This window comes from Rhodococcus sp. NPDC019647 (assembly GCF_044389235.1).
GTDB lineage: Bacteria > Actinomycetota > Actinomycetes > Mycobacteriales > Mycobacteriaceae > Rhodococcus_F > Rhodococcus_F oxybenzonivorans.
Map to the genome: position 1 here is coordinate 1 of NZ_JBIRXS010000005.1, position 15,420 is coordinate 15,420.

5 protein-coding genes are annotated in these 15,420 nt (G+C 67.1%); 2 read left to right on the top strand and 3 right to left on the bottom strand.

The window, feature by feature from the left end; all coding sequences use genetic code 11:
• The coding region (locus ACH49N_RS12505; RefSeq protein ID WP_358272675.1) for an amino acid adenylation domain-containing protein at nt 1-11,775 on the bottom strand (11,775 nt) is incomplete at its 3' end.
• A gap of 316 nt (nt 11,776-12,091) precedes the next feature.
• On the opposite strand from ACH49N_RS12505, the gene ychF reads away from it, so the two are divergent.
• Nucleotides 12,092-13,171, top strand: a complete 1,080-nt coding sequence (gene ychF / locus ACH49N_RS12510; RefSeq protein WP_159925266.1) for a redox-regulated ATPase YchF — start codon at nt 12,092-12,094, stop codon at nt 13,169-13,171.
• 59 nt (nt 13,172-13,230) lie between these two features.
• Nucleotides 13,231-14,145, top strand: coding sequence for an exodeoxyribonuclease III (locus tag ACH49N_RS12515; protein ID WP_358272677.1), 915 nt, complete (start codon nt 13,231-13,233; stop codon nt 14,143-14,145).
• Between the two features lie 33 nt (nt 14,146-14,178).
• Here ACH49N_RS12515 and ACH49N_RS12520 read toward each other — a convergent pair whose 3' ends face one another.
• Nucleotides 14,179-14,349, bottom strand: a complete 171-nt coding sequence (locus ACH49N_RS12520) for a hypothetical protein (RefSeq protein WP_201453441.1) — start codon at nt 14,347-14,349, stop codon at nt 14,179-14,181.
• A gap of 178 nt (nt 14,350-14,527) precedes the next feature.
• Nucleotides 14,528-15,367: a GAF and ANTAR domain-containing protein gene (locus tag ACH49N_RS12525; protein ID WP_358272678.1), complete on the bottom strand. Its 840-nt coding sequence runs from the start codon at nt 15,365-15,367 to the stop codon at nt 14,528-14,530.
• Nucleotides 15,368-15,420: the final 53 nt, after the last annotated feature.

Consider the following 15,420-nt stretch of genomic DNA (forward strand, 5'->3'; position numbering starts at 1 on the left):
GTCGAAGTCGGTGGGGGTGTGTCCGCCGGTGTGGGGTTGGTGGGTGTGGGTGGTGAGGGCGGTGAGTGCGGTGGTGAAGAGGTCGGCGAGTTCGCCCACCTCCGCAGCGGTCAGGACTCCGGCCGCATACGTCCACGTGGACTTCAACTCTCGTGCACCCGCGGCCCCCACCGCGGCGGCGTCGATGCTCAGCACCGCAGGTGCGGGCATCTCCGCGTTCTGACGTCCCCCGAGGTCGGCATCCTCGACCGGCGCCCACGCCGAGTTCCGTCCCTCGACATCTGCGGCGGTGGTGAACCTTCCGAGGTAGTTGAAGGTGATCTGGGGGTCGGGGTAGGTGCGGAGTTCTTCGGCGGTGTCGGGGTCGAGGTAGCGCAGTTGTCCGTATCCGGCGCCGTGGTCGGGGATGGTGCGTAGTTGTTCCTTGATGGTTTTGATGGCGGTGCCGGCGGCGTCTCCGCCGTGGAGGGCGTCGTCGAGGTCGATGCCGGTGAGGTCGAGTCGGACGGGGTGGATGGTGGTGAACCAGCCGACGGTGCGGGAGAGGTCCGCGCCGGGAATGAGGCTGTTGCCGCGGCCGTGCCCCTCGACGGTCACCAGAACCTCGTTCACCTGAAGGCCCCTGCGGTGTCGCCAGACGGCGATCGCGAGCGCGAGCGCAGTGAGCAGTGCGTCGTCGGTGCCGGCGTGAAAAGCCTTGGGCACGTCGGCCAATAGTGCCTCGGTGACGCCGGTCGGCACGTCGACCGTGAGGTCGCGGGACGTCGCGCGGGTGTCGAGGGCGGGGTCGAGTGGCCGGGATCCGAGGAGGGGGTCGGGTCCGTCGAGGATGCGGCGCCAGAGGTCGAGTTCACCGGCCCGTTCGGGGGCGGTGTCGACGAGGGCGTGCGCCCAGCGGCGCATCGAGGTTCCGTTCTCGGGTAGGTCGGGGTCCCGGCCGGCGGTGATGTCTTCCCAGGCGGCGGCGAGGTCGGGTACCAGGATTCGCCAGGACACGCCGTCGACGGCCAGGTGATGGATCACCAGCAGGAGTCGGCCCTCCTGCGCTGACAGGTCGCCGTTGCGGTGGTCCCGGGAGGCGTCGAACCAGACGGCCTGCAGCATGACGCCCCGGGCCGGATCGAGCCGGCCGGCTGCGGCCTCCAGTTCGGCGACCGCCAGGCGATGGAACTCCGGGCCTGTGACCCTCGCGACCGCGACCCGTCGGAGAAGATCGCCGCCGCCGGGCGCGGGTCCTGCGGGTACCTCCATGATCGGGTCGCGGCCCGGGGTGAGACGAAGCCGAGCGCGCAGCGCGGCGTGGTGCTCGACGACGGCCCCGAGGGTACGCGTGAGCGTCTCGTGGTCGACCCCTGCCGGGGTGGTCAGCAGTGCGGCCTGCGAGAACTGGCTGAAGTCGCCACCGAGCTCGAGCAACCAGGCAATGACAGGAGTCGGGGGGAACTCTCCGGTGTCGCCACCGGGCAGTTCCTCCAGAGCGGGTGCGGCGAACGGCTGGATCGATACGGCCCGCGCGAGCCGGCTGACGGTCTTGTGTTCGAACACGTCCCGCGGTTGCACCGTGAGGCCGGCGGTTCGTGCCCGCGCGACCAATTGAATGGCCATGATGCTGTCGCCGCCGAGCGCGAAGAACGAATCGTCGACACTCACGGCGTCGAGGCCGAGTACCTCTGCGAACAGGGCCGCAAGTACGCGCTCGGCCTCCGAGCTCGGCATCCGCTGACTCGTTGCACGGACGGAGAAGTCGGGGGCGGGAAGTGCCCCGCGATCGACCTTGCCGTTCGGTGTCAGCGGGAACGACGGCAGGATGAGGATCGTCGACGGCACCATGTGCGACGGCAGGGCAGAGGCGGCATGGTAGATCAGGATGTTCCCGTCGATCTCCGCATCCGGTTCGGGCACGGCGTAACCGATCAGATGGTCGGCGCCGTGGGAGTCCCGGTGGAGTGCCACCACGGCCTGGGCAACCCCTGGGTGGCGGAGCAGTGTGGATTCGATCTCTCCCGGTTCGACTCGGTAGCCGTGCAGCTGAATCTGGAAATCGCTGCGTCCCAGATACTCGATCTGTCCGAGACTGTTGTGGCGGGCGAGGTCACCGGTGCGATACATCCGGCTCCCCGGGGCACCGTTCGGATCCGGGATGAACCGAAGTGCGGTCAGGTCCGGTCGTCCCAGGTATCCGCGGGCCAGTTGCGCACCGCTGATGTACATTTCGGCAGCCACTCCGCGCGGCACCGGGTGCAACCGGTGATCGAGGAGATACACCCGGGTATTCCACACCGGGGTGCCGATCGGAATCACGGGTGTGAGCGGCAGCGACGTGACATCGCAATAGGTGGCCGTCACCGACGCCTCTGCCGGACCGTACATGTTCCCGAGCGCGACGCCTCGGGACAGCACCCGGTCGGCGGTGCGGGCAGGCAGGGCCTCACCTCCCGAGAACACCCGGCGGAGCGACGAGGGGAACGCGCGCCGGTGGTCGCCGACGAACACCTCGAGCATCGAGGGCACGAATTCGACGACGGTGATGTTCTCGGTCGACAGCACCGTAGTCAGGTACTCGAGATCGAGATGGCCGTCGGGCCGGAGAATGACCAATGCGCTGCCGGCGCACAATGCCGAGAACGACTCCCAGATAGCGACATCGAACGCGATCGGTGCTTTCTGGAGGGTGCGGTCGTCGGAAAGGAGCGGCAGCTGGGATTGGGACCACGCCAGCTGATTGGTGATCGCTGCATGCGACACTGCGACGCCCTTGGGTCTTCCGGTGGAGCCCGAGGTATAGACCACGTAGGCGAGGTTCTCCGGGTGCAGGGGAGCGATGCGGTCGGCGTCCGTGACCGGACGCGCATCCACAGCCTCGAGATCGACGACGTCCAGGGCGAGAACCTCGGTGCCGGGAGGGACCGGAACATCGACGCCGGAAACTGTGAGCACCAATGCGGGCGCGGAGGAGTCGAGCAGATAGGCGATGCGTTCGGGGGGATGTCCGAGGTCGAGGGCAAGCAGGGCGGCGCCCGCTTTGACGACGGCGAACATTCCGGCAAGCAGTTCGAACGATCGCGGCAAGGCCAGTGCCACCACGCACTCCGGTCCGATGCCCCGCCCGATCAGGATGCGCGCGAGCTGATTGGTCCAGGCGTCGAACTCGCGGTAGGTCAGGCCATTCCCCTCGAACACGACAGCGGTGTCCTCGGGTGCCCTGGTGAGCTGGGCATCGAAGAGGTCGAGGATCGTGTCACCGGGTAAGTCGTGTCTGGTGACGAACTTCCGGTCGAGCGCTCGCTCGAGCTCGGTGCTGTCGAGCAACGGAATATCACCGACCACCGTGGTGGGCAGGTAAGAGACCGTGTCGATCACGCGGAGGAACATGTCGACGAACCTGCGCACGGTCGCTTCGTCGAAGAGATCGGTGGAATACACGAAGTCGCCGGTGATTCCGCCAGGCGCGCCGTCGTCGGTGAGGTGCTCGCGCAGAACGACATTCAGGTCGAACTGGGACAGGTGCGAGTCGAGGTCGAGGGTGGACACGCGCAGTCCAGGCAGTTCCGGTTTCGCCTCCGCCAGGTTCAGGAAGGAGAGCATCACCTGGAACAGGGGGTGTGCAGCCGTGGAACGCGCCGGGTTCAATTCCTCGACCAGACGCTCGAAGGGGATATCCGCGTGTGCGAAGGCGTCGACATCCGTTTCTCGTACGCGGGCCAGGACCTTGTCGAACGGCAGTGCCGGGTCGATTCGCGTGCGCAGCACGAGGGTGCCGACGAACATGCCGACGAGATCGTCGAGTGCCTGTTCGCCACGTCCCGCGATCGGCGACCCTACCGTGACGTCGCCGGTGTTCCCGAGCCGCGACAGCAGCACCGCAAGAGCGGCGTGGACGGTGACGAAGGGAGTGGCATCGTGTTCCCGCGCCATCTCGGTCAGCCGACGGTGTGTCGCCGGCGACATGGTGAAGCGGGCGGTGGCCGCCTGGTAGGTGGCGGTCGAGGGTCGTGGACGGTCGGCCGGCAGTTCGAGCCTCTCCGGGAGATCGGCCAACGTGGTCCGCCAGTAGGTGAGCTGCTCGGACAGTGGCGACGTCGGGTCTTCGGCGGACCCCAGGACCTCTCGTTGCCAGAGTGCGAAGTCCCCGTACTGCACGGGAAGTGGCTTCCAGTCGGGGGCGTGACCCTGCGTGCGCGCGGCATACGCCGTGGTCATGTCTTGCGCCAGCGGAACCAGCGACCACCCATCCGCCGCGATGTGATGCACCACGAGCGCGAAGACATGGGTGAGTGGGTCCACGCGGAATACCTCGGCGCGCAGCGGTGCCCGAACCGTGACGTCGAAGGTGGTGGCGATGACGTCGTCGATCCGTTCCCGCAGGTGCTTGTCGTCGAGGATCGGTATCGGCGTGAGTTCGAGTTGTGCCTCGTCGACGGGTTGCACCACCTGGACCGGTCCCTCGTCGGTGAGGGGGTACACCGTCCGCAACGATTCGTGTCGAGTGACGACGTCGACCAGGGCAGCGCTGAGAGCGGCAATATCGAGTGGTCCGCTGATGCGCACGACCATCGGTATGTTGTAGGCCGCGGAGCTGGTATCGAATTGATTGACGAACCACATCCGTTGTTGCGCAAACGATACCGGAACCGGCCGGGTGCGATCCCTCGGTTGGAGCGGTGGAAGGGACGCCTCCTTGTCCTCAGCGTCGAGCACGGCGGCCAGGGCCTGCACGGTCGGCGCCTCGAACAGGGCGCGCACACCGATTCCGGTGCCCAGCGCCGAGTTGAGGCGGGCCACCACCTTCGTGGCGATCAGGGAGGTGCCGCCGAGTTCGAAGAAGTTGTCGTCGACGCCCACACCTTCGACACCGAGTACCTGCGCGAACACCGATGCGACCGCTTCCTCCCGTGGTGTCCTGGGCGCGTGGAACTCGGCGGCGTACCCGAGGGACTCGGGCACGGGCAGGGCGGTGCGGTCGACCGCACCGGTGTCGTCGACGGGAAGAGTGTCGAGTTCGACTATCTCGGCGGGAATGCAGTGCGCGGGAAGCAGAGTCGCGGCGAACTCGGTCAGACGGCCCTGCTCCACTTCGGCACTCGCGGCCGGTGTCACATAGGACACCAGGGCGTGGTCACCCGAACGGGTGGTGTAGTCGACCGTCACCGCCCGGTCGATGGACGGGTGCGCGGACATCGCCGCGTCGATCTCGTCGAGGGGGATACGGTATCCGCGGAGCGACGACCGGAAGTCGGAACGGCCGATGATGTAAAGGCCCCCGTCTCGGTCGGTTCGCGCCAGATCGCCGGTGCGGTACATCCGTTCCCCGGGACCATCGAACGGACTCGCCACGAAGCGGGTGCTGGTGGCACGTGCCCGGCCGTGATAGCCACGTGCGAGGGCGGTACCACCCACATACAGCTCGCCCACGACACCCGCGGGGACGATGTGCAGCCGACGATCCAGGACGACGAGCGGCCGCCCGGGCGCGGGTATCAGCGGGAGGGCCTGTTCCCGGTGTGCGGTCGCGAGCACCTCCGACGCTGCCACCCAGGTGACGGTCTCGGTCGAGGCATACATCTGCACCGCGGTGGTCGACGCCGGCAGCGTGGACAATCGTGCGGCCAGGTCGGCGGAGACGGCCTCGCCGCCGAGGACGACGAGTCGCGGAGCCGACAGTGGAGTACTTCCCGCCGTAGGCAGGGCGCGAAGAATCGGATCGAATGCTGTGGGGGTCCGGCTCAGGACAGTGACGTGTTCGTGGGCGATCAATGCTGCGGTCTCCCGCGGAGATCGGGCGGTGTCTTCGTCGACGATCAGCAACCGCCCACCGTGCAGCAACGCACCCCACAGCTCCCACACGGAGAGATCGACGGTGTGGGTGGGGAACGTCGTCCACACATCGGAACGGTCGAAGCCGAAAGACTGGGATGCGGAAGCGAAGGCGGCGAGCACGGTGCGGTGCGAGAGAGAGACCGGCTTCGGCGGCGCCGTCGAACCGGCGGTGAACAGCACATAGGCGGCCGAGTCCGGCGTCGCAGCATGCGTGAGCGGCGCATCCGACGTGGCAGCGAGTTCGTGCACCGTGTCGGGAGCGTCGAGCGCGACGACAGCAGAACCGGTGTCGGGGAGTTCAGCCGCGAGGTCGAGATGAGTGATGATCATCGCGGGATCCGCCGACGTTAGGGCGTGCTCGACGCGGGAGGGGGGCCAGGTCACCTCGACCGGCAGACAGGCACCGCCCGCTGCGATCACCGCGAGCACGGCGACCACCCAGTCGACGGACCTGGGAACCGCCACGGCGACTACGGTTTCGGGGGTAAGCGTGCGGTTGATCAGCAGGCGGGCCAGGCGAGTGACGCGGGTAGCCAGCTCGGCATACGAGACCGTGTCACCCGCGTAGGTGACGGCTCCCTGATTCGAGGACGTCGCTGCCGCGCGGATTAATACTTCTGCGAGAGTGTGGCTTTCACTCAGAGCGACGGGCTGCCGCCAAGGCGTGAGCGCGGCGTGCCGCTCGGCTGCATCGAGGATTTCGATGTCACCGATCGGGGTCTGCGGATTCTCTGTGACCGCCTCCAGTATGCGCACGAAACGCTCGGCGAATTTCCGCACCGTCTGCTCGTCGAACAGATCGGTGGCATACACGACCCCCGCCTGCATACCGAGGGGGGAGCCGTTGGTGTCGAGGCGTTCGGAGAGCCAAAGCTGCAGATCGAACTTGGCCATTCCCGCGTCGTAGTCGACCGGCTCCAGGCGGAGTCCGGGCAGCTCGAGACCGTGCAGTTCCCGGCCCGAAGGCAAGATGTGTTCGAACTCGAGCAATACCTGGAAGAGCGGGGAATATGCCGATGAACGTGGGGGGTCCAGCACCTCCACCAGCTGTTCGAACGGGATGTCGGTGTGACCGAAGGCGGCGAGATCGGTGTCCCGCGCGTGCCGAAGGGTGTCGCCGAAACCCGTCGACAGGTCTGTCTGGGTACGCAGCACCACGGTGTTGACGAACATGCCGACGACGTCGTCCAGCGCTGCCTCGCCGCGGCCTGCCACCGGAGTGCCGACGGCGACGTCGTCGGATCCACTGAGCCGGGCCAACAGAACTGCCAGTGCGGCGTGCAACACCATGAACACCGTCGACGTGGAGTTTCGCGCAAGCTCGAGCACGGCGCCGTGCAGCTCGGGGTCGATCGCGAATTCGACACGGCCGCCACGCAGCGACCGGGTGTCCGGGCGCGGGCGGTCGGTGGGCAACTCGAGCAGAGCGGGACTTCCGCTCAGTGTTTCGGTCCAGTAGTCGAGTTGCCGCGACAGCAGGCTGTCCGGGTCCGTGTCACTTCCCAGCAATGCACGCTGCCAGAGGGTGTAGTCGACGTACTGCACGGCGAGCGGTGGCCACTGTGGGGCGTGGCCGGCGGTGCGCGCGGCGTACGCCGTGGTCACGTCCCGAGCCAGTGGCGCGGTCGACGCCCCGTCCGCCGCGATGTGGTGCAGAACCAGTGCCAGGACGTGCTCGCTGTCGCCGAGCTGAAGGAGGGTGCAGCGCAAGGGGACGGCGGTGGCGACGTCGAACCTCGTCGAGCACACCTCGGAAAGGTGTTGTGCCAGTTCGCTTTCGTTCTCCACGAGGGTCGGTTCGATGACGGGTACCGCGTCGGCGGCCGGCAGCACGACCTGGTGCGGGCCGTCGGGTGATGCGGGGAACACGGTGCGCAGCGATTCGTGCCGTTCCACGATGTCACCGATCGCGGCCACCAGGGCGGGCACGTCGAGTCGTCCCGTCAAGCGGACGACCAGCGGAATGTTGTAGGCGGGTGACGTGGTGTCGTACTGATTGATGAACCACATGCGCTGTTGAGCGGAGGACAGCGGAATGACGGCGGGGCGTGCCACCGGGGCAAGGGCGGGACGGTCGGGCCCGCGATGCTCTTTCCGGTCGAGTCTCGCAGCCAGTGTCGCCACGGTCGGCGCCTCGAACAGTTCAGCGACCCCCATCGTGGTGCCGAGGGCCGCGTTCACCCGCGCCACCACTCGGGTCGCCGTCAGCGAATTCCCGCCCAGATCGAAGTAGTCGTCGTCGGCGCCGATGCCGCTGACCCCCAGCACGGTCTCCCAGACGGCGGCGACGGTGGCCTCCGTCGGTGTGGCCGGCTTCCGATGAGTGCTGCCGGGCAGGAAGGTGGGTGCGGGCAACGCCGCACGGTCGAGTTTCCCACCAGGGGTGAGCGGGACCTCCTCGAGCGGTACGATGGCCGACGGAAGCATGTACCGGGGGAGGGTGCGTCGCAGGAGCGTTTCCAATCCGGGGACGTCCACCTGCGCGCCCTGCGCCGGTCGCACGTATGCGACGAGTGTGGGGTCGCCTGCGCTGGTGGCGCGGTCGACCGTCGCAGCGAAGCTCACCGTGGGATGCCGCATCAGGACGGCATCGATCTCGCCGAGTTCGATACGGAACCCGCGGATCTTGACCTGGAAGTCGCTGCGGCCCAAATACTCCAGCGACAGGCTGGAGGGTGTTCCGTCCGGAAGGCCGGCACACTTCCGCCACGCGGCGACGTCGCCCGTGCGGTAGAGGCGCTCGCCCGGTGGACCGTGCGGGTCGGCAACGAAACGTGCTGCGGTCAAGCCGGGTCGCCGGTGATACCCGCGGGCAAGGCCGGGACCACCCAGATACACCTCGCCTGCGACTCCCGGCGGAACCGGATGGAGTCGGGAGTCGAGAACCAGTATCGAGAATCCCCGGATCGGCCCGCCCAGGGTCACCCGTTGCCCTGGCGTGAGCGGTGGGCTCAGCGTAGACATGATCGTGGCCTCGGTGGGGCCGTATGCGTTGCGGACCCTCCGGGCGTCAGACGCCCACCGCGTGACCAACTCGGGCGGGCTTGCCTCGCCGGCGAGCGCGAGATCGGTCAGCTCGGGGAGGGCTGCGGGATCGAGTGTCGCCGCAGTAGTCGGCGTAAATATTGAGTGGCTGACGTGCTCGTCGGCGAGTACCCGGGTCAGTTCGGCGCCGCCGACGACGGCAGGTGGCACGATTACCACCCGCGCGCCCGCACCGAATGCGCTGAGCAGTTCGAAGATGGAAGCGTCGAAACTGGGCGAGGCGAAATGGGAGACCCGCGACTTCCGTGAAATTTCCAGACCTTCGCGTTCCGCGCTGACGAGGTCGGCGATGCCCCGGTGACCGACCGACACTCCCTTCGGGATGCCGGTGGAACCGGACGTGTAGATCACGTAGGCCGCGTGGTCACGCCGCAGTGGCCGCAATCGGTCCGCCTGGATCACACGGGTAGGTGAGCACCCGGCGACCGTCGTCTCGGTTCGTGTGTCGTCCAAGTCGAGCCAGGACACGGCAGGCGAACGCAGGCGGTGCCGGTGATCGGTCACGCCCAGCACTGCGCCCGAATCGGTCAGCATGTGCTCGATGCGGGCCTGCGGGTAGTTCGGGTCCACCGGGAGGAACGCTGCACCGGACTTGGCGACGGCCCAGAGCGCGAGCACGAACTCGGAAGATCGCGGCAGTGCGAGCGCGACGATGGTGTCCGGTCCGGCACCGCGCGCGATCAGCAGGCGCGCCAACTGATTCGATTCCTCGTCAAGTTCCCGGTACGACATGTCCGTGCCCCGCTCGGAGACGGCGATGGCGTCGGGATCGATCTCCGCGGCCGAAGTCAGGATGTCGGGCAGCAGTCGGGGCGGCAGCGCAGGTGGTCCCAGAGCGGGTACCAGGTTTGCGCGTTCGGCGGGAGTGAGGACGTCGAAATCGCCGACGGCCGCACTGGAGTCGAGCGTGGCGGCATCGAGCAGGCGCACCATGCGGTCCCCGAACTCCCGCACGGTGTCGGGTTCGAACAAGGCCGTCGCGAAAAGAAGCTGGATATCGACGCCCGAACAGTCGGGGTGCGCCGTGCAGATGACCGAGAGGTCCGCGCCGTCGGTCGGTGACGCGTCCGTTACCGTACCCACGAATTCGAGACCGATCTGGAATGGGTACCGGCCGGACGACTCGTCCCGTCGGCCCAGTGCCTCCGCGATCTCGTCGAAGGGAACGTCGGAGTGGGTGTACGCGCCCAGCTCGGTGTCGCGGACCCGTCCGAGCAGGTCGGTAAACGTCTGAGCACTGTCGACGGGGGTGCGCAGGATCAGCGGCCCACCGCCCGGACCGCCAGAGGTGCCGACCGCGATGTCGTCGGTGCTCCCCAGTCGCGAGAGCAGTGCGACCAGACCGGTATGAATCGCGGAGAAGGCTGCGAATCGGCAGTCGCCGCCGACACTGTGCATGCGTTGGTGCAGTTCGGCCGGGATGCGAACATCGACCCGTCCGTCGGCCACGAGTGTGCGATCGACGGGCCGTGGGTGGTCGGTGGGCAAAATGTCGTTCGCGGACAGGCCGTCGAGGGTCTGCTTCCAATAGTCGAGCGCAGCCATCTTCCGCCGTCGGCGTGCTCCTTCGGCGGCGGATTCGAGATGAACGTCCGCTGTCGCGTCTTCGGGGCGGGCCCCCAGCAGCTCCTCCAACAGGGCGACGAAAGCGGAATGGTGCCGACGCAAGTCCTCGTCGGTGTACCGGTGCGGGTTGCCCCGGAACTCGACCAGCGTCCTCTCGGGTGTGCCGCTGCGGTAGACGTTCACCAGGAGGTCCTCGACGGGACCGGACGTGACGACGTGGAACTCCCCGGTCACCGGGCCCAGCGTGATTTCCGGATGGAAGAGCATGACGTTGACCATCGGACCGGTGAGACGGCGGCCGGACGATCGGTCGCCGGCATCACGGCGAATGTCCTCGAGGGTGTAGCGCTGATGGCGGAGTGCGCCCATGAGCTCCAACTGGGACCGGCGCAGCATCTCGCCCACCCGGTCCTCGGGCGGCGCGGTGATGTGCAGTGGGGCGAGGCTGACGAGCATTCCACCGGAACGTCGCAGGATGGTGGTAGTTCGACCGGAGACGGGCAGGCTGAGTAACACTTTCTCGCGGCCGCTCATTCTCGCCAGGTAGCAGCCGAAGGCAGCCACGACCACGCCGGCTGCGGGAACTCCGAACACCTCGTCCGAGTGCATCAGGCGCTCTGACGCGGCATCCGACAGCGAGGTGGTCAGGAGGATGCTCTTCGCGACCGCCGGCGAGACCACCTCGGACAGGCTCGACCCCTCCGCGAACCCGGCGATCCGCTGGGCCCAGTAGTCGCGGTCGGCTTCGAATCGAGACGACGACCGGTACTGCTGGTCGAGGGCGTAGAGCGTGCGCAGATCCGCCGCGGGATTCGGTTCCGGGGGGCGCCCCTGCACGGAAGCCGTGTAGAGGGCGGCGATGCGATTGACCATGGTCATCGCCCCGTATCCGTCCAGCGCGACGTGGTGAATCCTGCTGTACCACAAGTAATGCTGATCCCCGACGTGCAGAACCGCTGATGCGGCCAGCATGTCCGCCTCGGGGTCGACGGGTCTCGTGTAGTCGTCCTCCATCCACGTGTGCGCCGCCGCCACCGGGTCGGCGGCGGCCCGGAGGTCGACGTACTCGGTCGACAACTCGAGGGTCGGGTCGACCACCTGGAAAGGTTCGCCGTCCACCTCGAAAATCCGGAGGTATGGGGAGTGGAACTCGCGCGCGGCGGTCACGGACGCCTCGTCCAGCAAGGCCACATCCAAGGGTCCGTGCACTTCGACGTACTGCGCGATGCAGAGGGGAACCTCGGGCGTCAGCCGCTGCGCCAGCCACATCCCGCGCTGCGCCGACGACAGCGGGAAGCCGGCACCGAACCTGTCGGTGTGGGAGTCGGATGAAGTTGAAGAATCCAAGGGGAGGATCCCTCCATGCAACGACCGAGGGTCGCGGGTGACCGCCACACCCGTAGGGGCGTGGAGGTCAGAGGGGCCCGGGGTACGGGTTTCAGTTACGGTGCGGTGATCGTTCGGGACCGCGTGCTGACTGTGTCCTTCCGGTGTGGTGCTTAGCCTTGTTACATCGTCAACCCGACGCCCCCCGTTACGGGTCCCGGCCAGGAGTTTCGGCAGCCGTGTGGCATCTCCGGGTTATCACTGGGTTACACCCCGAACGGTGACCCGCGCAACTGGTGACCGGTCACCGCGGCCGAGGCCGTAGAATCCAACGACCGTGAGCCTTACCCTCGGAATCGTCGGACTGCCCAACGTCGGCAAGTCCACCTTGTTCAACGCGCTGACCAACAACGACGTGCTGGCCGCGAACTACCCGTTCGCCACCATCGAACCCAACGTCGGCCTGGTCGAACTGCCCGATCCCCGGCTGAACAAGCTCGCCGAGATCTTCGCTTCCCAGCGGATCCTGCCTGCGACGGTGTCGTTCGTCGACATCGCCGGCATCGTGAAGGGCGCCTCCGAAGGCGCCGGTCTCGGCAACAAGTTCCTGGCGAACATTCGTGAAGCCGACGCAATCTGCCAGGTGGTACGCGTGTTCAACGACGACGACGTGGTGCACGTCGACGGCCGCGTCGACCCGGCGTCCGACATCGAGGTGATCGAGACCGAGCTCGTCATCGCCGACATGCAGACGTTGGAGAAGGCTCTGCCGCGGCTCGAAAAGGAAGCGAAGAAGAACAAGGACCTCAAGCCCCTGCACGAGGCCGCACTGGCCGCGCAAGAAGTGCTCGACACCGGCAAGACGCTGTTCAGCGCGAAGGACAAGCTCGACTTCACACTGCTGCGCGAGCTGAGCCTGCTCACCACCAAGCCGTTCCTCTACGTGTTCAACGCCGACGAGGCAGTGCTCACGGACGAGGCGAAGGTCGCCGAGCTGCGCGCGTCCGTCGCCCCCGCGGACGCCGTGTTCCTCGACGCCAAGGTCGAACAGGAATTGCTCGAGCTCGACGAAGAGGACCGGCAGGAGATGCTCGACTCCATCGGACAGTCCGAGCCCGGCCTCCACGCACTCGCTCGCACCGGCTTCCACACGCTCGGCCTGCAGACCTACCTCACCGCAGGCCCCAAGGAAGCACGGGCCTGGACCATCCACAAGGGCGACACCGCCCCCCAGGCCGCCGGCGTCATCCACACCGACTTCGAACGCGGCTTCATCAAGGCCGAAATCGTCTCCTTCGACGACCTCGTCGCTGCCGGCTCCATGGCCGCCGCCAAAGCCGCCGGCAAAGTGCGTATGGAAGGCAAGGACTACATCATGGCCGACGGAGACGTCGTGGAGTTCCGCTTCAACGTGTAGACCCGGTTGACCACCCAGCCGATTTCGGCCGCTCGAGCCGGCTCCCTACACTGTGTCCCGTGCGGATCGCGACCTTCAACGTCAATGGGATTCGTGCGGCGCAGCGGCGCGGATTCGAGGAGTGGCTGGCCGATCGTCGACCCGATGTGGTCGCGATCCAGGAGATGCGGGCCCGTGCCAGCGCTATTCCGCCGGGTGTGTTCGGCGAGTACCACCTGGCGTACGACGAGGGGGAGCTCGCGGGCCGCAATGGTGTGGCGGTCCTGACTCGGTGTGCGCCCCTCGCGATTCGAACGTGGAGTGGTGCGGCGCTCGTGCAACGACCGGGGGAAACGCACACCGAGACAGTCGAACTCGAACCTGTGCCGTTGGCCCGTGGGCTGGGCGAGTTCGCCAACGAGGGCCGGTACCTCGAGGTGGACCTTGACGAGGCGCCGATCACCGTGGTGTCGATGTACCTCCCGAAGGGCGGCCTTCCGGCGCACCTCCAGAAGCCGGGGCGCATGCGGGAGGCGCCCGACGGTGGAGCCCGCTACGACCGCAAGATGCGGTTCCTCTCCGCATTCGCGCGACAGCTGACCCGCGCGCGCCGCACGGCACGCGCACGGGGCAGGGAACTGCTGGTGATGGGTGACCTCAATATTGCGCACACCCGTCACGACGTTCGGAACTGGCGCCGCAGCAACCAGGTGGAGGGTTATCTGCCGGAGGAACGTGAGTGGTTCGACTCCATCCTGTCGCCGCGCACGCTCGTCGACGTCGTCCGGCGACAGCATCCGGGTGTCGACGGTCCGTACTCGTGGTGGTCGTGGCTGGGGCAGTCGTTCGTGAACGACGTCGGGTGGCGCATCGACTACCACCTTGCGACGCCAGGTTTGGCGGGGGCGGTGGTCGCGGCCGGCACCGACCGGGATCCGGCGGCGGACCGCCGGATGAGTGACCACGCTCCGGTGGTCGTGGACTATGCGCTCTGAGCAGATCACGTACTTGGGACAGTGCGGCGAGAACTACAACCCGCGACGAGCGACCTCGGCCTCGAGTTCTTCGATGCGCTCACGGGCGTGGATGCAATACGCCTCGCCGTAGTCGTTGGCAACAGATTCTCCGAGGAGTGCCCGCTGCTCCGCCAGGATGGCGGTCAGCTTTTCGCTGCCCAGTGTGGTGACGTCGTCGTACACCGTCCCATTGTCGCAGGCGTGGGCCGCCGAAGCACGCGTACTCTCGACCGGAAGTGGCTGCTCGTTCCTACGTGTGCATCTGCTCAGCGCGCGGAGTTGAGAAAGCAGCTCCGAGGGCGCGCACGGTCCTGTTCGGTGGGTCTTATGCCGGGCAGGACTTTGTGCTGCAGTGAGCGGATCAGGAGGGTTCTTTGGCCGTCTCGTCGGCGGTTGTGGCGTCGACTCCGGAGACGGCGGCCAGCAGTTCTTTCGCGACAACCCGCAACTTTCGGTTGCTGCGCTGCGAATTCTCGGCGAGCATCTGGAACGCGGCGTCGGCGTCGATCCGGTGGATGGCCATCAGCATGCCCTTGGCCTGTTCGATCGGGGCGCGGCTTTCGAGGGCCTCGCGTAGCCCGTCGGCGAGATCCCGCGCATGCCGGAAGCGCGCATAGTCTCCGATGGCACGGGCCAGAGCGGCGGTCAGGGCATCGACGACGGCTTCGTCCTGCTCGGTGAAGGCGTCGGGCCTGCGACCATAGATGTTGAGCGAACCGAAACGCTCGCTAGGTGTGTAGAGCGGGGCAGCGAGGAACGAGCGGACGCCTTCTTCTTTCGCGGCGGCGATGAACTGGGGCCAGCGTGCGTCGGCACTGTCGACGTCTACGCGCACTGTCTCGCCCGTGGTGGCCGCATGCAGGCACGGACCCTCGCCGATTTCGTACTGGTGGGCGTCGACCTGCAGGGTTCGCGCATCGGTGTGCACTGCGGTGAAGGTGCGGCCGCCGGACACGATGGTGATGCCGCAACTGTCGGCGCCGTCGATCGCCTCGTGCGCGATCTCCACTGCTCGCTGCAGTACAACCACCAGGTGATCTTCGTCGGAGATCGACCCGCCCATAGCGGTCACCAACGTAGCCAACCGCTCGACGCTCAGCGTCGCGGCAGACTGGGCAACCTTCTTCACCACCGCGGGGGCGTCCTCGGGTGAGGCGAGGACGGAATCTGCGGTGGCCGCATCAGCGTGATATGCGTCCATAACGACCCATTATGACCCCGCGCCCCTTCGATGTGGAACCAGGGCGTTCCAGA

Bases quoted from the DNA above. Each gene is read 5' to 3' on its own strand.
- ACH49N_RS12525 (WP_358272678.1), bottom strand. From the start codon at position 15,367: ATGGACGCATATCACGCTGATGCGGCCACCGCAGATTCCGTCCTCGCC.